19 protein-coding genes and 1 other annotated feature are annotated in these 19,503 nt (G+C 55.1%); of the genes, 13 read left to right on the top strand and 6 right to left on the bottom strand.

Annotated features, from left to right (window positions below; genetic code table 11):
* Positions 1 to 32: 32 nt before the first annotated feature.
* From yidC to rpmH, 4 genes are read right to left on the bottom strand one after another with little or no spacing between them, the layout of a single operon-like run.
* Positions 33 to 1,676: a membrane protein insertase YidC gene (gene yidC, locus V5P19_RS14875; protein WP_334404544.1), complete on the bottom strand. Its 1,644-nt coding sequence runs from the start codon at positions 1,674 to 1,676 to the stop codon at positions 33 to 35.
* A 2-nt stretch (positions 1,677 to 1,678) separates the two neighbouring features.
* On the bottom strand, positions 1,679 to 1,936 hold the full coding sequence (gene yidD / locus V5P19_RS14870; RefSeq protein WP_001307474.1) for a membrane protein insertion efficiency factor YidD: 258 nt from the start codon (positions 1,934 to 1,936) through the stop codon (positions 1,679 to 1,681).
* Positions 1,900 to 2,259, bottom strand: a complete 360-nt coding sequence (gene rnpA / locus V5P19_RS14865; protein WP_334404542.1) for a ribonuclease P protein component — start codon at positions 2,257 to 2,259, stop codon at positions 1,900 to 1,902. The genes yidD and rnpA overlap by 37 nt, the downstream gene beginning before the upstream one ends.
* A gap of 16 nt (positions 2,260 to 2,275) precedes the next feature.
* Entirely contained in the window at positions 2,276 to 2,416 is a 141-nt protein-coding gene (gene rpmH / locus V5P19_RS14860) for a 50S ribosomal protein L34 (protein WP_003849659.1), read from the bottom strand.
* A 637-nt stretch (positions 2,417 to 3,053) separates the two neighbouring features.
* On the opposite strand from rpmH, the gene dnaA reads away from it, so the two are divergent.
* Genes dnaA through gyrB form a run of 4 tightly spaced genes read left to right on the top strand, consistent with a single transcriptional unit; the run spans position 3,054 to position 9,066 of the window.
* On the top strand, positions 3,054 to 4,448 hold the full coding sequence (dnaA, locus tag V5P19_RS14855) for a chromosomal replication initiator protein DnaA (RefSeq protein ID WP_334404539.1): 1,395 nt from the start codon (positions 3,054 to 3,056) through the stop codon (positions 4,446 to 4,448).
* Positions 4,449 to 4,452: 4 nt separating this feature from the next.
* A complete protein-coding gene (gene dnaN / locus V5P19_RS14850) occupies positions 4,453 to 5,553 on the top strand; it encodes a DNA polymerase III subunit beta (protein WP_334404537.1) in 1,101 nt (366 codons plus the stop codon).
* The gene (gene recF / locus V5P19_RS14845) at positions 5,553 to 6,626 is read left to right on the top strand and encodes a DNA replication/repair protein RecF (protein WP_334404535.1); all 1,074 of its coding nucleotides are present in this window, start codon (positions 5,553 to 5,555) and stop codon (positions 6,624 to 6,626) included. Before dnaN ends, recF begins: the two co-directional genes overlap by 1 nt.
* A gap of 28 nt (positions 6,627 to 6,654) precedes the next feature.
* On the top strand, positions 6,655 to 9,066 hold the full coding sequence (gene gyrB, locus V5P19_RS14840; protein WP_334404532.1) for a DNA topoisomerase (ATP-hydrolyzing) subunit B: 2,412 nt from the start codon (positions 6,655 to 6,657) through the stop codon (positions 9,064 to 9,066).
* Between the two features lie 32 nt (positions 9,067 to 9,098).
* On the opposite strand, the gene V5P19_RS14835 is transcribed toward gyrB, so the two are convergent.
* Positions 9,099 to 10,034, bottom strand: coding sequence for a LysR family transcriptional regulator (locus tag V5P19_RS14835; RefSeq protein ID WP_334404530.1), 936 nt, complete (start codon positions 10,032 to 10,034; stop codon positions 9,099 to 9,101).
* Positions 10,035 to 10,144: 110 nt separating this feature from the next.
* Here V5P19_RS14835 and V5P19_RS14830 point away from each other — a divergent pair, with 110 nt between their 5' ends.
* The 8 genes from V5P19_RS14830 to V5P19_RS14795 all read left to right on the top strand — a co-directional run bounded on the left by V5P19_RS14830 (position 10,145) and on the right by V5P19_RS14795 (position 18,325).
* A complete protein-coding gene (locus V5P19_RS14830; protein WP_334404528.1) occupies positions 10,145 to 11,170 on the top strand; it encodes an NAD(P)-dependent alcohol dehydrogenase in 1,026 nt (341 codons plus the stop codon).
* 113 nt (positions 11,171 to 11,283) lie between these two features.
* Positions 11,284 to 12,096 (top strand): sugar-phosphatase, encoded by an 813-nt coding sequence (yidA, locus tag V5P19_RS14825; RefSeq protein ID WP_334404527.1) that lies wholly within the window; start codon positions 11,284 to 11,286, stop codon positions 12,094 to 12,096.
* Between the two features lie 226 nt (positions 12,097 to 12,322).
* The gene (gene dgoR, locus V5P19_RS14820; protein WP_006177594.1) at positions 12,323 to 13,012 is read left to right on the top strand and encodes a D-galactonate utilization transcriptional regulator DgoR; all 690 of its coding nucleotides are present in this window, start codon (positions 12,323 to 12,325) and stop codon (positions 13,010 to 13,012) included.
* A complete protein-coding gene (locus V5P19_RS14815; protein ID WP_334404524.1) occupies positions 13,009 to 13,887 on the top strand; it encodes a 2-dehydro-3-deoxygalactonokinase in 879 nt (292 codons plus the stop codon). The genes dgoR and V5P19_RS14815 overlap by 4 nt, the downstream gene beginning before the upstream one ends.
* A complete protein-coding gene (locus tag V5P19_RS14810; protein ID WP_334404522.1) occupies positions 13,871 to 14,488 on the top strand; it encodes a 2-dehydro-3-deoxy-6-phosphogalactonate aldolase in 618 nt (205 codons plus the stop codon). The genes V5P19_RS14815 and V5P19_RS14810 overlap by 17 nt, the downstream gene beginning before the upstream one ends.
* The gene (dgoD, locus tag V5P19_RS14805) at positions 14,485 to 15,633 is read left to right on the top strand and encodes a galactonate dehydratase (protein ID WP_334404520.1); all 1,149 of its coding nucleotides are present in this window, start codon (positions 14,485 to 14,487) and stop codon (positions 15,631 to 15,633) included. Before V5P19_RS14810 ends, dgoD begins: the two co-directional genes overlap by 4 nt.
* Positions 15,634 to 15,706: 73 nt before the next feature.
* Positions 15,707 to 17,044: an MFS transporter gene (locus V5P19_RS14800; protein WP_334404518.1), complete on the top strand. Its 1,338-nt coding sequence runs from the start codon at positions 15,707 to 15,709 to the stop codon at positions 17,042 to 17,044.
* A gap of 51 nt (positions 17,045 to 17,095) precedes the next feature.
* Positions 17,096 to 18,325 (top strand): DUF3748 domain-containing protein, encoded by a 1,230-nt coding sequence (locus V5P19_RS14795; RefSeq protein WP_334404517.1) that lies wholly within the window; start codon positions 17,096 to 17,098, stop codon positions 18,323 to 18,325.
* On the opposite strand, the gene V5P19_RS14790 is transcribed toward V5P19_RS14795, so the two are convergent.
* Entirely contained in the window at positions 18,322 to 18,654 is a 333-nt protein-coding gene (locus tag V5P19_RS14790; RefSeq protein ID WP_334404516.1) for a YceK/YidQ family lipoprotein, read from the bottom strand. The two genes, V5P19_RS14795 and V5P19_RS14790, sit on opposite strands and share 4 nt — an antisense overlap.
* Positions 18,655 to 18,902: 248 nt before the next feature.
* Positions 18,903 to 18,974: a sequence feature (ROSE (Repression Of Heat Shock gene Expression) occurs in the 5'-region of heat shock genes and acts as an RNA thermometer to modulate expression.), on the top strand.
* Here V5P19_RS14790 and ibpA point away from each other — a divergent pair.
* Positions 18,968 to 19,378 carry a small heat shock chaperone IbpA gene (gene ibpA / locus V5P19_RS14785; RefSeq protein WP_008500162.1) on the top strand — a complete coding sequence of 137 codons (411 nt, stop codon included), beginning with the start codon at positions 18,968 to 18,970 and terminating at the stop codon, positions 19,376 to 19,378. (Overlaps the previous feature by 7 nt.)
* Positions 19,379 to 19,503 lie beyond the last annotated feature (125 nt).

Raw genomic sequence — 19,503 nt, 5'->3', positions numbered from 1 at the left:
GACCGCCCTTATTTTAGCGTTAAGTTACCGAATCAGGACTTTTTCTTTTCGCGGCTATGCAGGCCACGTTTTTCCAGACCACGGTAAATCAGCTGCTGCTGGATGATGGTCACCAGGTTGCTGACGATATAGTACAGCACCAGACCTGACGGGAACCACAGGAAGAACACGGTGAAGATGACCGGCATGAAGGTCATGATCTTCTGCTGCATCGGGTCGGTCACTGTGGTCGGAGACATCTTCTGGATGAAGAACATCGTCACGCCCATCAGGATCGGCAGGATGTAGTACGGGTCCTGTGCGGACAGGTCATGGATCCACAGTGCGAACGGCGCATGGCGCAGCTCAACGGAACCCATCAGCATGTAGTACAGCGCAAGGAAGATTGGCATCTGAATCAGCAGCGGGAAGCAACCACCCAGCGGGTTCACTTTCTCTGCTTTATACAGGGCCATCATTTCCTGGCTCTGACGCTGTTTATCATCGCCCAGACGCTCACGCATTGCAGCAATCTTCGGCTGCAGCATACGCATCTTCGCCATGGAGGTGTACTGCGCTTTAGTCAGCGGGTACATGATGCCACGAACGATAAAGGTAATGATGATGATGGAGAAGCCCCAGTTACCCACGAAGCTGTGGATGAACTTCAGCAGCTTAAACAGCGGCTGAGAGATGAACCACAACCAACCGTAATCCACTGTCAGATCCAGGTGAGGCGCAACGGCTGCCATTTTGTCCTGGATTTCCGGGCCAACCCACAGGGTACTTGCCAGCTTACCGGTTTCACCCGGCTGAACCAGAACCGGCTGAGATTTGTAGCCGATGGCTGCAAGACCGTTACCCAGGTTCGTGGTAAAGAAGTTGTTAGTGCCGTCGTTATTCGGGATCCACGCAGTGGCGAAATACTGCTGCAGCATTGCCACCCAACCGCCTTTAGAGCTGACGTTCAGGTTTTCGTTATCGGCAATGGTGTCGAATTTGTATTTCTCGTACTTCGCATCAGGGGTGGAGTACGCCGCGCCGCGGAAGGTATGCAGCGCAAAGTTGCTGCTTCCGGTGTCACGGTGAGACGGCAGATTGATGGACTGCTTCAGCTGACCAAAGGTCGACACTTCAAGCGGCTTCGCACCGGCGTTCTGCACGCTGTAGCCCACGTTCACCGCATATTCACCGCGTTTCAGGGTGAAGGTTTTGGTGAAGGTGTTGCCCGCGGCGTCGGTGTAAGTCATCGGGATAGCGAGTTCGTTCTGACCATCGGCCAGCACGAAAGTATCACTCTCGACGTTATACAGCGGACGCGCACCGTTTGCTGGGTTATCCGGGCCATCACGACCGGTCAGGCCGCTCTGAGCTTGATAGATAAACTCAGGTGTGGTTTCCAGTAACTGGAACGGTTCGGTAGACTTCAGCTCTTTTGGGTAGGTCAACAGCAGCGCTTGCTCAACATCACCACCACGGGTGTTGATAGTCAGCTCAAGCACATCGGTCTTAACCGTAATCTGTTTCCCCTGGCCACTGGCCGGTACGCCCTGGTCGGCGGCGCTACCCGCTGCGGTGGTCGTGGTCTGCGTGGTCTGCTGCTGGGGTTGAGGATTTTTATCCTGCTCCCATGCCTGCCAGATCATGAAAGACACGAACAACAAAGCGATGACAAGAAGATTGCGTTGCGAATCCATCGTTAGTGTTCTCTGGTATCAAAAGGTCCGGGGGGGACGGGATCGTCTCCACCTGGGTGTAAAGGGTGGCATTTTAATACGCGTTTCACCGTCAACCAACTGCCTTTTATCACTCCAAACCTGCGCAATGCCTCAATTCCGTAGCTTGAGCATGTTGGCGTGAAACGGCAATGTGGCCCGAGTAGCGGACTAATCAGGCGCTGATAGACCCTAATAAGGGCTATCAGGACCCGCGAGCCAGGCGACAGTGGCGGCGCCATAATTTTTCCAACGCTTCCGAGAGAGCACGGTTATCGAGGTCGGCAACCCCCCTTTTAGCCACCACCACGAAGTCCATAGAAGGCAATTCGTGCTGACGTAAACGGAAGCTTTCACGCGTCAGACGTTTAATCCGATTGCGTTCATGCGCACGCTTTACATTTTTTTTGGCGACTGTAAGACCGATGCGGGGATGCCCCAGCGAATTTTGGCGGCCGAGGATGGTGATTTGCGGCGTGCCAGCCCGTTGTGGCTGCTGGAAGACGAATGTGAAATGAGTGGGAGTTAACAAACGTAACTCCCTGGGAAATGCTAGCTTAACCACTCAGGGGTTAGCTTTATTACTTGGAAACGGTCAGACGAGAACGGCCTTTAGCACGACGACGTGCCAGAACCTGACGACCATTTTTAGTAGCCATACGAGCACGGAAGCCGTGAGAACGGTTGCGCTTCAGTACAGACGGTTGAAAAGTGCGTTTCATGGCGATTTCTACCTAAACTTGAATAAATTCACTGACTTTTGCGTATACCCGAACGAGTTTCGAACGACTAACGCCTCAGCGTGGGTGATTAAAGAGGCCGGATTGTAATAATTGTACACTCCGGAGTCAATTCTCTTTCCTTATTTCCCGCGTATTTCCGCACGTTTTCGCGTGGAAAATGAGCAACGGACGACGCAGGAAGATGAGCATCACGCGCCGGGTCGAGGATTATACGGCCTCACCAACAAAGCGCAAGGATCGTCCCGGATCTTCGTTAGATCATTTAAGCAAAAAATTGTCTGTGCTCATTAAATTTTCCAATATGCGGCCTAAATCGTGGGGCACTCCCACCAGGATCGTTTACACTTACCCGGTTTCGGATCTTCCTGTGGATAAATCGGGAAGAATCTGTGAGAAACAGAAGATCTCTGGCTCAGTTTAGGCTATGATCCGCGGTCCTGATCGGGATCCAACGATCCTGGCCTGGCATAAACACAACATCGTTCAGGTTGTATCAACGATGGCGTGTATAACCGCAGATAGCGGTTCGCACATCCCCCTCATTGGGTCATGTCGATGTGCGCCAACAATCATGAATATTCAATAGTTTTCTTTTATTGTTCGAGTGGAGTCCGCCGTGTCACTTTCGCTTTGGCAGCAGTGTCTTGCCCGATTGCAGGATGAGTTACCAGCCACAGAATTCAGTATGTGGATCCGTCCATTGCAGGCGGAACTGAGCGATAACACGCTGGCTTTGTATGCGCCAAACCGTTTTGTGCTCGATTGGGTAAGAGATAAATACCTCAATAACATTAATGGCCTGTTGAATGACTTCTGCGGGTCAGACGTCCCTCAGCTGCGCTTTGAAGTGGGGACAAAACCGGTAACGCAGACCGTGCGTGAAACCGTGAATGTGGCGGCGCCAGCTCAGGCCGCTCGCGCTCCTGCACCTCGCGTCGCACCCGCTCGTCAGGGCTGGGATAACGTCCCTGCACCGGCAGAACCTACCTATCGCTCAAACGTCAACGTTAAACATACCTTCGATAACTTCGTAGAAGGTAAATCGAACCAGCTGGCGCGCGCGGCCGCTCGTCAGGTTGCTGATAATCCGGGTGGTGCCTACAACCCGCTGTTCCTTTATGGCGGTACGGGTCTGGGTAAAACGCACCTTCTTCATGCTGTCGGTAACGGCATCATGGCGCGCAAGCCTAATGCGAAAGTGGTGTATATGCACTCCGAGCGCTTCGTTCAGGACATGGTAAAAGCCCTGCAAAACAATGCGATCGAAGAGTTTAAACGCTATTATCGTTCTGTTGACGCCCTGTTGATCGATGACATTCAGTTCTTTGCCAATAAAGAACGATCGCAGGAGGAGTTTTTCCACACCTTCAATGCGCTGCTGGAAGGTAATCAGCAGATCATTTTGACCTCGGATCGTTATCCAAAAGAGATCAACGGTGTTGAAGATCGTTTAAAATCCCGCTTCGGCTGGGGGCTGACCGTGGCGATCGAGCCGCCGGAGCTGGAAACCCGCGTCGCGATCCTGATGAAAAAAGCCGACGAGAACGACATCCGCCTCCCGGGTGAAGTGGCGTTCTTTATTGCCAAGCGCCTGCGCTCCAATGTGCGTGAGCTGGAAGGGGCACTGAACCGCGTAATCGCCAACGCCAATTTCACCGGTCGTGCGATCACCATCGACTTTGTGCGTGAAGCGCTGCGTGATTTGTTGGCATTGCAGGAAAAACTGGTCACCATCGATAATATTCAGAAGACGGTGGCCGAGTACTACAAAATTAAAGTGGCCGATTTACTGTCTAAACGTCGTTCCCGCTCGGTGGCGCGTCCACGTCAGATGGCGATGGCGCTGGCTAAGGAATTAACCAACCACAGTTTGCCGGAGATCGGCGATGCGTTTGGTGGCCGTGACCATACGACCGTGCTGCATGCTTGTCGCAAGATTGAGCAACTTCGTGAAGAAAGCCACGACATAAAAGAAGATTTTTCCAATTTAATCAGAACATTATCATCGTGACGCTATGAAATTTACCGTTGAACGTGAACATTTATTAAAACCGCTGCAACAGGTGAGTGGCCCATTAGGTGGCCGCCCAACGCTGCCTATTCTCGGAAACCTGCTGCTTCAGGTCGCGGACGGTACGCTGTCGCTGACCGGAACAGATCTGGAAATGGAAATGATCGCGCGCGTTACGCTGTCTCAGCCGCATGACGCGGGCGCGACCACGGTTCCGGCACGTAAATTCTTTGATATCTGCCGTGGGCTACCGGAAGGCGCTGAAATCGCCGTGCAGCTGGAAGGCGACCGTATGCTGGTACGCTCTGGCCGCAGCCGTTTCTCGCTCTCCACGCTGCCTGCTGCCGATTTCCCGAACCTGGATGACTGGCAGAGTGAAGTTGAATTCACCCTGCCACAGGCGACGATGAAACGTCTGATTGAAGCGACCCAGTTCTCAATGGCGCATCAGGACGTTCGTTACTACTTAAACGGCATGCTTTTCGAAACCGAAGGTGAAGAACTGCGTACCGTAGCAACCGATGGTCACCGTCTGGCGGTCTGTTCCATGCCTATCGGCGTTTCACTGCCAAACCATTCGGTGATCGTGCCGCGTAAAGGTGTGATTGAACTGATGCGCATGCTCGACGGTGGCGATACGCCGCTGCGCGTGCAGATTGGGAGCAACAACATCCGTGCGCACGTGGGGGATTTTGTCTTCACATCGAAGCTGGTTGACGGACGTTTTCCTGACTATCGCCGCGTACTGCCGAAGAATCCGGACAAAACGCTGGAAGCGGGTTGCGATAGCCTCAAGCAGGCCTTTGCCCGTGCGGCGATTCTCTCGAACGAGAAATTCCGCGGTGTGCGCCTGTATGTGAGCGAAAATCAGATCAAAATTACCGCCAACAACCCGGAGCAGGAAGAAGCAGAAGAGATTCTGGACGTCACCTACGCCGGAGCAGAAATGGAAATCGGGTTTAACGTCAGCTACGTCCTGGACGTGCTGAATGCGCTGAAATGCGAGAACGTTCGCATTCTGCTGACCGACTCCGTATCGAGCGTACAAATTGAAGATGCCGCATCACAGTCGGCTGCTTATGTTGTCATGCCAATGAGACTGTAATGTCGCTCACCCGTCTGTTGATCCGCGACTTTCGCAATATCGAAAGCGCGGATCTTGCTCTCTCCCCCGGCTTTAACTTCCTGGTTGGCGTGAACGGCAGCGGCAAAACCAGCGTGCTGGAAGCCATCTATACGCTCGGTCATGGCCGGGCGTTTCGCAGTTTGCAAATTGGTCGCGTCATTCGCCACGAGCAGGAATCCTTTGTTCTGCACGGACGCCTGCAGGGCGAAGAGCGGGAAACCGCCATCGGCCTGAGCAAAGACAAACAGGGCGACAGCAAGGTGCGTATTGATGGCACCGACGGCCACAAAGTGGCGGAGCTGGCGCTGCTAATGCCGATGCAGCTGATTACGCCTGAGGGGTTTACTTTACTCAACGGCGGCCCCAAATACAGAAGAGCGTTCCTCGACTGGGGATGCTTTCACAACGAAGCCGGCTTTTTTAACGCCTGGAGCAACCTGAAGCGGCTGCTTAAGCAGCGTAACGCTGCGCTGCGCCAGGTGACGCGCTATGCTCAGCTGCGTCCGTGGGACATGGAGTTAATCCCTCTCGCGGAACAAATCAGCCGCTGGCGTGCCGAATACAGCGCAGGTATCGCCGAAGATATGGCCGACACCTGCAAACAGTTTTTACCTGAATTTTCTCTCACCTTTTCCTTCCAGCGTGGCTGGGAGAAAGAGACGGATTATGCCGACGTGTTAGAGAGAAACTTCGAGCGCGACCGCATGCTGACCTATACCGCGCACGGGCCGCACAAGGCGGATTTCCGCATTCGTGCAGACGGCGCACCGGTCGAAGATACCTTGTCGCGCGGGCAGCTCAAACTCCTGATGTGCGCGCTGCGCCTGGCGCAGGGGGAGTTTCTCACCCGCGAAAGCGGGCGACGCTGCCTGTATCTGATAGATGATTTTGCCTCGGAACTTGATGACGCACGACGCGGACTGCTTGCCAGCCGCTTAAAAGCGACGCAGTCACAGGTTTTCGTCAGCGCTATTAGCGCTGAACACGTTCTGGACATGTCGGATGAAAATTCGAAGATGTTTACCGTGGAAAAGGGTAAAATAACGGATTAACCCAAGTTGAAATGAGCGAGAAACGTTGATGTCGAATTCTTATGACTCCTCCAGTATCAAAGTCCTGAAAGGGCTGGATGCGGTGCGTAAGCGCCCGGGTATGTATATCGGCGATACGGATGACGGCACCGGTCTGCACCACATGGTATTCGAGGTTGTGGATAACGCTATCGACGAAGCGCTCGCGGGTCACTGTAAAGACATCGTGGTGACGATCCATGCGGACAACTCCGTATCCGTCACCGATGATGGTCGTGGCATCCCTACCGGTATTCACCCGGAAGAGGGCGTATCTGCCGCGGAAGTTATCATGACCGTCCTGCACGCAGGCGGTAAGTTTGATGATAACTCCTATAAAGTTTCCGGCGGTCTGCACGGCGTAGGTGTTTCAGTGGTTAACGCCCTGTCGCAGAAACTGGAGCTGGTTATCCAGCGCGAAGGTAAAATTCACCGTCAAATCTACACGCACGGCGTGCCGCAGGCACCGCTGGCTGTCATCGGTGACACCGACAAAACCGGTACGCTGGTCCGTTTCTGGCCAAGCCACGAAACCTTCAGCAATGTGACTGAATTTGAATATGACATTCTGGCGAAACGCCTGCGTGAGCTGTCGTTCCTGAACTCCGGTGTGTCTATTCGTTTGAAAGACAAGCGTGACGGCAAAGAAGACCACTTCCACTACGAAGGCGGTATCAAGGCGTTCGTTGAGTATCTGAACAAGAACAAAACGCCAATTCACCCGAACATTTTCTACTTCTCCACCGAAAAAGACGGTATTGGCGTAGAAGTGGCGCTGCAGTGGAACGACGGTTTCCAGGAAAATATCTACTGCTTCACTAACAACATTCCACAGCGTGACGGTGGTACCCACCTTGTTGGCTTCCGTACGGCGATGACCCGTACCCTGAACGCCTACATGGATAAAGAAGGCTACAGCAAAAAAGCGAAAGTCAGCGCCACCGGTGACGATGCCCGTGAAGGTCTGATTGCCGTTGTCTCCGTGAAGGTGCCGGATCCGAAGTTTTCTTCTCAGACCAAAGACAAGCTGGTCTCTTCTGAGGTGAAATCGGCGGTAGAACAACAGATGAACGAACTGCTGAGCGAATACCTGCTGGAAAACCCGTCAGACGCGAAAATCGTGGTCGGCAAAATTATCGATGCGGCACGTGCCCGTGAAGCGGCGCGTAAAGCCCGTGAAATGACCCGTCGTAAAGGCGCGCTGGACTTAGCAGGCCTGCCGGGCAAACTGGCTGACTGCCAGGAACGCGACCCGGCGCTGTCCGAACTGTACCTTGTGGAAGGGGACTCCGCGGGCGGTTCTGCCAAGCAGGGTCGTAACCGTAAGAATCAGGCGATTCTGCCGCTGAAGGGTAAAATCCTTAACGTTGAGAAAGCGCGCTTCGACAAAATGCTCTCTTCTCAGGAAGTGGCGACGCTGATCACCGCGTTGGGCTGCGGTATTGGTCGCGACGAGTACAACCCGGACAAACTGCGCTATCACAGCATCATCATCATGACCGATGCGGACGTCGACGGCTCGCACATCCGTACGCTGCTGTTGACCTTCTTCTACCGTCAGATGCCTGAAATCGTTGAGCGTGGCCACGTCTACATTGCCCAGCCGCCGCTGTATAAAGTGAAAAAAGGTAAGCAGGAACAGTACATCAAAGACGACGAAGCGATGGATCAGTACCAAATCGCGATCGCGCTTGATGGCGCTACCCTGCACGCGAACTCCAGCGCACCGGCACTGGCGGGTGAGCCGCTGGAACGTCTGGTTTCCGAGTTCAACGCCGCGCAGAAAATGATTACGCGCATGGAACGTCGTTACCCGAAAACGCTGTTGAAAGAGCTGGTGTATCAGCCAACCCTGACCGAAGCCGATCTGAGCGACGAACAGACCGTCACCCGCTGGGTGAACACCCTGGTGAGCGAGCTGAACGAGAAAGAGCAGCACGGTAGCCAGTGGAAATGCGATGTTCAGCAGAATGCCGATCAGCAGTTTGAGCCGATTATTCGCGTGCGTACCCACGGCGTCGATACTGACTACCCGCTGGAGCACGAGTTTATTACCGGTCCGGAATACCGTCGCATCTGTACGCTTGGCGAGAAGCTGCGTGGTCTGATCGAAGACGATGCGTTTATCGAACGTGGCGAACGCCGTCAGCCGGTTGCCAGCTTCGAACAGGCGCTGGAATGGCTGGTGAAAGAGTCCCGTCGTGGCCTCGCGATCCAGCGTTATAAAGGCCTGGGCGAAATGAACCCGGACCAGCTGTGGGAAACCACCATGGATCCGGAAAGCCGCCGTATGCTGCGCGTTACCGTTAAAGACGCGATTGCCGCGGATCAGCTGTTCACCACCCTGATGGGTGATGCGGTTGAACCACGTCGTGCCTTCATCGAAGAGAACGCCCTAAAAGCAGCGAACATCGATATTTAATATCGTTACACAGCAAAACACAGGCCGCGCTTTTAGCGCGGCTTTTTTATGGACGCAGACATATCCATCGACAGCACTGACGGTAAACGGCTGGCGAGCGTATCGACGGCAATTCTGACTCTCAGTGGCAGATGTGGCGTCTGTTGCCAGACCGCATGCACGTCGAAGCGCACATCCGGCGCCTGCTTTAACAGCGGGACGAGTTTTCCCTGATGAATTTCTCTGCTGGCCATCCAACAGGGCAACCATGCAATGCCGTGTCCGGCCAGCGCAGCGTCGCAGATCGCCTGCAAATCATCCATATTGAGCGATGAGCGGGGAGTAAAGGTGTGCGACGCCCCTTCGTTATCCATCAGTTGCCAGGGTAATACTTTGCCTGCCCGCAGATAGTTAATGGCCGCATGGTGGGGTAAATCAGCAACGGTTTCTGGCTGACCTCTTTCCTGCAGATAATCCGGTGCGGCGCACAGCACCATACGGTGCTCACCCAGCCTTCTGGCGACCAGAACGCTGCTGTCCTGCAGCGTGCCGTTGCGCACCGCCATATCAAATCCTTCCTCGACGAGATCCACCACGCGGTCGCTGAATGACATTTCCAGTTCAAGGCCGGGGTGTTCCTGCGTCAGTTCTATCAGCAGCGGGGCGACACACTGGCGACCAAACAGTACCGGCATGGCAACGCGCAGGCGGCCGCTAACCTGCTGTTTGCCTGTTTCAAGAAGCGTCTCTGCGCCCCGAATCTCCTCTAGCGCGCGCAGGCAGCGCTCATAAAAAAGCGTGCCGTTATCCGTCAGGCTCTGGCTGCGGGTGGTGCGTTGAAACAGGCGTACTCCCAGCCGCTGCTCAAGGCGAGCGATGCTTTTTCCAACCGCCGATCGTGACAAATGCAGACGAATGGCGGCCTGAGCAAAACTTCCCGCCTCAACGGCGGCCACAAATACGGGAATATCCTTCAGCGTATCGGTCATGGATTGTATCTGCTATGGCGTCAATATAGAGAAAACTTATCGCCACTGGTGATATTACGTCAACGGTAGACTGTCATCTCTAAAGCTTATTTGATGGCAAGAGAGAAAAAATGACAGAGACAATGCAGCGCTGGTCCATGAACGCCCTCGGGCGCGAGAGCCTTAAACTCTTTCATGAACCTGTTCCACAGCCTGGCCCAGGCGAAGTGCGCGTACGGGTGAATGCCGTTGCGCTCAACTATCGCGATAAAATGGTGATTGAAGGCACGATGCCGATTCCGCTTTCCTTCCCGTTTACGCCGGCGTCTGACATGGCGGGCGTGGTGGACAGCATCGGCGAAGGCGTTACGCGTTTCAAACCCGGCGCGCGCGTCATCTCAACCTTCTTCCCTGAGTGGATCGACGGTAAGCCCCAGGCGGACGCGCGCAATCTGCCCTATAAAACGTCCGGCGGATATTTCCAGGGCATGCTGGCCGAGTATGTGATTGTGAAGGAAGATGCGCTGGCGGCATCCCCGGAGACCCTTAATGACGCAGAGGCCAGCACCTTACCTTGCGCAGGGCTAACCGCATGGTTCGCGCTGGTGGAGCGCGGACATTTACGCGCCGGGCAATCGGTACTGGTGCAAGGCACCGGTGGCGTGGCGATTTTCGCTCTGCAAATTGCAAAAGCGCACGGTGCAGAGGTGTTTGTCACCTCGGGAAGCGATGAAAAACTGGCGCTGGCTAAAAAACTGGGGGCCAGCCAGGGTATCAACCGTCTGAAAGGCGACTGGGCTGAAGATACGCTGGCACTCACGCAGGATCGCGGTATCGATCATATTATCGAAACCGTAGGTGGGGAGAACCTGAAGCATTCCCTGCGCGCCGTTGCCGTTCATGGACGTATATCGGTCATTGGCGTGCTGGCCGGGACGGACATTTCGCTGTCTGCTGGCGAGCTGTTGCTGAAATCTCCGTCTATTCAGGGGATTGGCGTTGGTCATCGCCGGGCGCTGGAAGATTTCGTCCGTGCCGTTGACGTCACGGGTCTGAAACCGGTGATTGAGCATCGCTACCGCTTTGATGAACTCGAACAGGCGCTTGAACATCTGGATCGCGGCGCGTTCGGTAAAATCGTTCTCACCCGCGAGTAAGCCATCGTTCCCCGGGATCGGCGAAAAGGGGTGTTTTGTTGCGCAATGTAGCTCTATTTTTGTGGGCTTAATCGCGTTAGCATGAGGCAGCACTCATTTATCCCGGGGAACTCATGGCTATCAAACTTATTGCAATCGATATGGACGGCACGCTGCTGCTGCCAGACCACACTATCTCTCCCGCTGTTAAAAACGCGATCGCCGCCGCACGCGAAAAAGGGGTCAACGTGGTACTGACCACCGGTCGTCCGTATGCGGGCGTGCACAGCTACCTGAAAGAGCTGCATATGAATCAGCCGGGCGATTATTGCATCACTTACAACGGCGCGCTGGTACAGAAAGCGGCGGATGGCAGCACGGTGGCACAAACTGCGCTGAGCTATGACGATTATCGTTTCCTGGAAAAACTGTCTCGCGACGTCGGCTCTCACTTCCACGCGCTCGATCGCAACACGCTTTACACCGCAAACCGCGATATCAGCTACTACACCGTACATGAATCTTACGTTGCGACCATTCCGCTGGTGTTCTGCGAAGCGGAGAAAATGGATCCGGCTACGCAATTCCTGAAAGTGATGATGATTGATGAGCCCGCCATTCTCGATAAAGCCATTGCGCGCATTCCGGCGGAGGTAAAAGAGAAATATACCGTGCTGAAAAGTGCGCCGTACTTCCTCGAAATCCTCGATAAACGCGTCACCAAAGGTACCGGCGTGAAATCACTGGCCGATGCTTTAGGCATTAAGCCTGAAGAGATCATGGCGCTGGGCGATCAGGAAAACGACATTGCGATGATTGAATACGCCGGTATGGGCGTGGCGATGGAAAACGCGATCCCCTCAGTGAAAGAGGTGGCCAACTTCGTCACCAAATCCAACCTGGAAGACGGCGTTGCCTACGCGATCGAGAAATTTGTCCTGCAATAGCGGGTCACGTAAATACATAGGCCTCGGTTATCAACCGGGGCTTTTTTTGCACTGAACTTATTGGATTGTTCTTTTTGTGATCTGTATTGTAGTACAACATTAAATGATTGTACTACATTATGATCACAGTAATGACGAATGGCTTCGCGTTTGTACTGCAAAAGTGAGGCGAAATTTAGCGGTCGCGGTAAAGTATTAATGGACATACAGAGCAAAAGGACTCTCCATGACGCTTAACAAAACCGATCGCATCGTCATCACCCTGGGCACACAAATTGTGGGCGGTAAATACGTTCCAGGTTCACCGTTGCCGGCAGAAGCCGAGCTGTGCGAGGAGTTTGAAACTTCGCGCAATATCATCCGGGAAGTGTTCCGCTCGCTGATGGCGAAGCGGCTAATTGAAATGAAACGCTATCGCGGTGCGTTTGTCGCTCCGCGTAACCAGTGGAACTACCTCGATACCGACGTTCTGCAGTGGGTGCTGGAAAACGACTATGACCCACGGCTTATCGGCGCGATGAGCGAGGTACGAAACCTGGTTGAACCGGCAATCGCTCGCTGGGCGGCAGAACGCGCAACGTCGGGCGACCTGGCGCAGATTGAGTCAGCCCTGAACGACATGATCGCCAATAATCAGAACCGGGACGCGTTCAACGAGGCGGACATCCGCTACCACGAAGCGGTGCTGCAGTCGGTGCATAACCCGGTGTTACAGCAGCTTAGCGTGGCGATTAGCTCGCTGCAGCGAGCGGTATTTGAACGTACCTGGATGGGCGATGAGGCCAACATGCCGAAAACGCTCCAGGAACATAAAGCGCTGTTCGATGCGATTCGGCATCAGGACGGCGATGCGGCAGAGCAGGCGGCACTCACCATGATCGCCAGCTCGACACGAAGGCTGAAGGAAATCACATGACATCTCGCTACATCGCAATTGACTGGGGATCGACCAATCTGCGCGCCTGGCTGTATCAGGGTGAACAGTGCCTGGAGAGCAGGCAATCAGAAGCAGGCGTTACGCGTCTGAACGGGAAATCCCCCGAAGCGGTGTTAGCGGAGGTGACGAAAAACTGGCGCGATGGCGCCACGCCGGTGGTGATGGCGGGGATGGTCGGCAGTAACGTCGGCTGGAAGGTTGCGCCTTATCTACCGGTTCCTGCCCATTTCTCTGCCATTGGCGAGCAGTTAACGCCCGTTGGCGACAACATCTGGATCGTTCCGGGGCTGTGCGTCTCTCGCGACGATAACCACAACGTGATGCGCGGCGAAGAGACGCAGCTGCTTGGCGCGCGCGCGCTTTCTCCTTCTTCTGTCTACGTGATGCCGGGTACGCACTGCAAATGGGTGCAGGCTGACGCGGAGCAAATCCACGATTTTCGCACTGTGATGACCGGCGAATTACACCATTTGCTGCTCAATCACTCGTTGGTGGGCGCGGGGTTGCCCGAGCAGAAAACGTCCCCTGAGGCCTTTACCGCCGGTCTTGAGCGTGGCCTCGCCTCGCCTGATGTTCTGCCGTCTCTTTTTGAGGTTCGCGCTTCGCACGTGCTTGGAAGCCTCCCGCGCGAGCAGGTTAGCGAGTTTCTTTCTGGCCTGCTGATTGGCGCAGAGGTCGCCAGCATGTGTGACTTCATCGCGCATGACCAGGCTATCACGATTGTCGCAGGTGCATCGCTAACGTCGCGCTACAAGCAGGCGTTCCGAGCCATTGGGCGTGATGTTTCAACGGTATCCGGCGACACGGCATTTCAGGCAGGAATAAGGAGCATCGCTCATGCAGTGGCAAACTGATCTTCCCCTTATCGCTATCTTGCGCGGCATCACGTCCGGCGAAGCGCTAGAGCACGTTGGCGCGGTTATCGACGCCGGGTTCGACGCGGTAGAAATCCCGCTCAACTCCCCGGAATGGGAAAAAAGCATTCCGGCCGTGGTGGATGCCTATGGCGATAAAGCACTGATTGGCGCGGGAACCGTGTTACAGCCGGAGCAGGTGGACAGGCTGGCGAAGATGGGCTGCAAACTCATCGTCACCCCCAACATCAACCCCGAGGTCATCCGTCGTGCGGTGGGCCATGGCATGACCGTGTGTCCGGGGTGTGCGACGGCTACCGAAGCCTTTATTGCCCTCGATGCGGGCGCGCAGTCGCTCAAAATTTTTCCGTCTTCGGCCTTTGGCCCTGACTACATCAAAGCGCTGAAGGCGGTGTTGCCCGCCAGCGTGCCGGTCTTTGCCGTGGGCGGCGTAACGCCAGAAAACCTGGGCCAGTGGATGAGCGCTGGCTGCGTGGGCGCGGGGCTGGGCAGCGATCTCTATCGCGCCGGACAGTCCGTGGAACGTACTGCACAGCAGGCGACAGCATTTGTGAAAGCGTATCGAGAGGCAGTGAAATGAAAATAACCAAACTCACCACGTACCGTTTACCCCCGCGCTGGATGTTCCTGAAAATCGAAACCGACGAAGGCGTGGTTGGCTGGGGCGAGCCGGTGATTGAAGGGCGTGCGCGCACCGTTGAAGCGGCGGTGCATGAGCTGGGCGAGTACCTGATTGGTCAGGACCCTGCGCGCATCAACGACCTGTGGCAGGTAATGTACCGCGCGGGTTTCTACCGCGGTGGCCCGATCCTGATGAGCGCGATTGCCGGTATCGACCAGGCGCTGTGGGATATCAAAGGCAAAGTGTTCAATGCCCCGGTCTGGCAGCTGATGGGCGGGCTGGTGCGCGACAAAATCAAAGCCTACAGCTGGGTAGGCGGCGACCGTCCTGCGGAAGTGATCGACGGCATCACGCAGCTGCGCAACATTGGCTTTGATACCTTTAAGCTTAACGGCTGTGAAGAGATGGGGGTTATCGACAACTCACGCGCGGTCGATCGTGCCGTGAATACCGTGGCGCAAATCCGTGAAGCCTTCGGCAACGACATTGAGTTTGGTCTGGATTTCCACGGACGCGTCAGCGCGCCGATGGCCAAAGTGCTGATTAAAGAGCTGGAGCCGTATCGCCCGCTGTTTATCGAAGAACCGGTGCTGGCCGAGCAGGCGGAGTTCTATCCGAAGCTGGCAGAACAGACTCATATTCCGATCGCGGCGGGTGAACGTATGTTCTCGCGCTTTGAATTTAAGCGCGTGCTGGAAGCCGGCGGCATTGCGATTCTGCAGCCGGATCTCTCCCACGCAGGCGGCATCACCGAATGCTACAAAATTGCCGGCATGGCAGAAGCTTATGACGTGGCGCTGGCCCCGCATTGCCCGCTTGGCCCGATCGCGCTGGCCGCCTGTCTGCACGTGGACTTTGTCTCGCGCAACGCTGTGTTCCAGGAACAGAGCATGGGCATTCACTATAACAAGGGCGCGGAGCTGCTCGACTTTGTGAAAAACAAAGACGATTTCAACATGGAAGGCGGTTTCTTTAAACCGTTAATGAAGCCGGGCCTTGGCGTGGATATTGACGAAGCTAAAGTCATTGAGCTGAGTAAAAATGCGCCGGACTGGCGTAACCCACTGTGGCGTCATGAAGACGGTTCCGTAGCCGAGTGGTAACTCTTCGGCTGGCGCTTCGCCACCGGGCAAAAATCGTAAAAACAAAAATATAACCCTCTGTAAATTACAGGGCATGGTGAGCGGCTTCGCTATGCCCAAAATCTGGAGACAGATTGCGATGGATATTCCAGTTACTGCTGTCAAAACCGGGCGTCGTCGTTACCTGACGCTGATCATGATCTTTATTACCGTGGTTATCTGCTATGTTGACCGCGCCAACCTTGCCGTAGCATCGGCCCATATTCAGGAAGAATTTGGCATCACCAAGGCGGAGATGGGCTACGTCTTCTCGGCGTTTGCCTGGCTTTATACGTTGTGCCAGATCCCCGGCGGCTGGTTCCTTGACCGCGTCGGCTCACGTCTGACCTATTTTATCGCTATTTTCGGCTGGTCCGTGGCCACGTTATTCCAGGGCTTCGCCACCGGGCTGATGTCGCTGATTGGCCTGCGCGCCATCACCGGTATTTTTGAAGCGCCGGCATTCCCCACCAACAACCGCATGGTAACCAGCTGGTTCCCGGAACACGAGCGCGCCTCGGCAGTCGGCTTTTACACGTCCGGTCAGTTTGTCGGCCTGGCGTTTCTGACGCCGCTGCTGATCTGGATCCAGGAGCTGTTGAGCTGGCACTGGGTCTTTATCGTCACCGGCGGGATTGGCATTATCTGGTCGCTAATTTGGTTTAAGGTCTATCAACCTCCACGGCTAACCAAAAGCATCACCAAAGCCGAGCTGGACTACATCCGCGACGGCGGCGGCCTGATAGACGGCGACGCGCCGATGAAAAAAGAGGCGCGCCAGCCGCTGACGAAAGCGGACTGGAAGCTGGTCTTCCACCGTAAGCTGGTGGGCGTTTATCTGGGCCAGTTTGCGGTTACCTCGACGCTGTGGTTTTTCCTGACCTGGTTCCCGAACTATCTGACGCAGGAGAAGGCGATTACCGCGCTTAAGGCGGGCTTTATGACCACCGTACCGTTCCTGGCGGCCTTCTTCGGCGTACTACTTTCCGGCTGGCTGGCCGATAAGCTGGTGAAAAAAGGCTACTCGCTGGGGATGGCGCGTAAAACGCCAATTATCTGCGGGCTGCTGATCTCTACCTGCATCATGGGCGCCAACTACACCAACGATCCGGTGTGGATTATGACCCTGATGGCGGTGGCGTTCTTCGGAAACGGCTTTGCCTCCATCACCTGGTCGCTGGTGTCGTCGCTGGCACCGATGCGGCTGATTGGCCTCACGGGCGGCGTGTTTAACTTCGTTGGTGGGCTAGGCGGCATCACCGTGCCGCTGGTTATCGGCTACCTGGCACAGGATTACGGCTTTGGCCCGGCGCTGGTCTATATCTCGGCGGTCGCACTGATCGGTGCGCTCTCCTACATTCTGCTGGTTGGCGACGTTAAACGAGTAGGCTAATTCCCGCTGATGTTTTACCCTGATGCGACAACTGCGCATCAGGGTATCCTCATGAAACAAATCACCTTCGCCTCCCGCAATCATCAGCTCACCAATACCAATGCCTGGACGCCGGACAGCCAATGGCTGGCCTTTGACGTGCGCCCATCCGGCGCATCCTTCACCGGTGACACCATTGAGCGGGTAAATGTCAGTACGGGCGAGGTTGAGGTGATTTATCACGCCACTCAGGGTGCGCATGTCGGCGTGGTGACCGTTCATCCAGAAGAAGACAAATACGTGTTTATCCACGGCCCGAAAAATCCGGATGCAGGCTGGCAATATGATTTTCACCACCGCCAGGGAGCGATCGCGTACCACGGTCAGGTAAGTCACCTCGATGCCATGGACATCACCGCGCCCTATACCGCAGGCGCTTTGCGCGGGGGCAGCCACGTGCATGTTTTTAGCCCCGACGGACAGTTCGTGAGCTTTACCTATAACGATCATGTGCTGCACGAGCGCGATCCCCGACTTGATTTACGTAACGTTGGCGTCGCAGCACCTTATGGCCCTGTCATCCCGCAGGGGAATCATCCTCGGGAATATGCCGGCATCTTCTGGAGCGTGCTGGTGAGCCGCACAACGCCGAATCCGCAGCCGGGTAGCGATGAGATCAACCGCGCCTACGAAGAGGGCTGGGTGGGTAACGACAGGCTGGCGTTTATTGGCGATACCTTGTCGGAGAAAGGCGAGAAGGTACCTGAACTGTTTATCGTCACTCTGCCAAAAGAGGCGCAGGGCTGGAAACGGGCGGGCGATGCGCCGCTGCAGGGCACCCCAGAGACGCTGCCTGCTCCCCCTGCGGGTGTGATGCAGCGGCGTCTGACGTTTACCCATCAACACCGTTATCCGGGGCTGGTGAACGTGCCGCGTCACTGGGTGCGCTGTAACCCGCAAAGGACGCAAATCGCGTTTCTGATGCGTGATGATAACGGCACTGTTCAGCTGTGGCTCATCTCACCGGATGGCGGCGAGCCGCGTCAGTTAACCCATACGCGAAGCGGTATCCAGTCGGCGTTTAACTGGCACCCTTCCGGAAATATGCTGGGATTTGTGCTCGAAAACCGTATCGCCTGCTGTGATGCGCAGACCGGTGAGGTGGCGTTTCTGACGTCCGAACACGGCAATCCGCCGTCTGCCGATGCGGTGGTTTTTTCCCCGGACGGTCGTTTTATTGCATGGATGGAAGAGAGAGAGGGTTTCCGCCAGCTGTGGCTAACGGAAACCGCGCAGCACTAGCGTGGGGGCATGGCAGCGGGCGGAATGATGGCGTTGGTCGCCAGATTTTCCTTCTCACTTTTTTCAACGCGAGAACGCACGGAGCTGTCCGTGCGGAACATATCCCACGGCAGAAGCAGCGTGTCTGCTACTGCGGTAAACGGCATGTCCAGAATGACCAGAGACTTTGTTCCCCAGTTGGTCTCGTCATCGGAGATCATTTCCGCGCTGGCGCGGGTCCCCGGATATGTTCCTTCTTTACCGCCGGTGTGAGACATCACGCTCGAACATCCGCAAAGTAAAACTACCCCGCTGAACGTCGTCAGCTTTATCAGAACATTTTTCATCATCACTCAGTCATCGTTAATGGCACTGCATAGACCTGCAACTCAGGGTTATAGCGGGCCTAATGCAAAATGAATAGCCCAATAACCCCGCACTGTGGCAGCCATCGCAATTTAACCCTTTGTGCTGTTGTCCCAGTCTAAGCGAGATGCACAAAAGTGCAAAAAAAAGTGCGTTGGCTGCGCTTGAAAAGATCGGTTCCAGACCCATTTTAAGAATGTAACCCGATAACGAACATGCCTGATGGGTGTTCGGGGGCACGCTGGCCTGTCCATGGTGGAAGGCTACATTTTCTCGCTGATTTCAGGAGTTTTATCTATGCGTAATTTCGATCTTTCTCCGCTATACCGTTCTGCTATTGGTTTTGACCGCCTGTTCAACCATTTAGAAAATAACCAAAGCCAGAGCAACGGCTACCCTCCATACAATGTTGAGCTGGTGGACGAAAACCACTACCGCATCGCCATTGCCGTCGCCGGTTTTGCAGAAAATGAACTGGAGATCACCGCGCAGGATAACCTGCTGGTAGTGAAAGGTTCCCATACGGCCGAGCAGAAAGAACGCACCTACCTTTACCAGGGCATCGCCGAGCGTAACTTTGAACGCAAGTTCCAGTTAGCTGAAAACATTCACGTTAAAGGCGCGAACCTGGTCAACGGGTTGCTGTTTATCGAACTGGAACGTGTGATTCCGGAAGAGAAAAAACCACGCCGTATCGAAATTAACTAATGACGCGGGTCGTAAAAGCGGCCCATCCAGAATTGCTTGCCGTAAAGGGAGCATATGCGAATCCATAAGGATTTGCAGGAACAACCGCGCACAAAAATAAACTGTGCCGAACTCGCTTCTCAGAA

The organism is Enterobacter sp. UNJFSC 003 (assembly GCF_036903355.1).
GTDB lineage: Bacteria > Pseudomonadota > Gammaproteobacteria > Enterobacterales > Enterobacteriaceae > Enterobacter.
The sequence above is the reverse complement of the archived record's forward strand: the minus strand, read 5'-3'. Positions and strand labels throughout refer to the sequence as shown.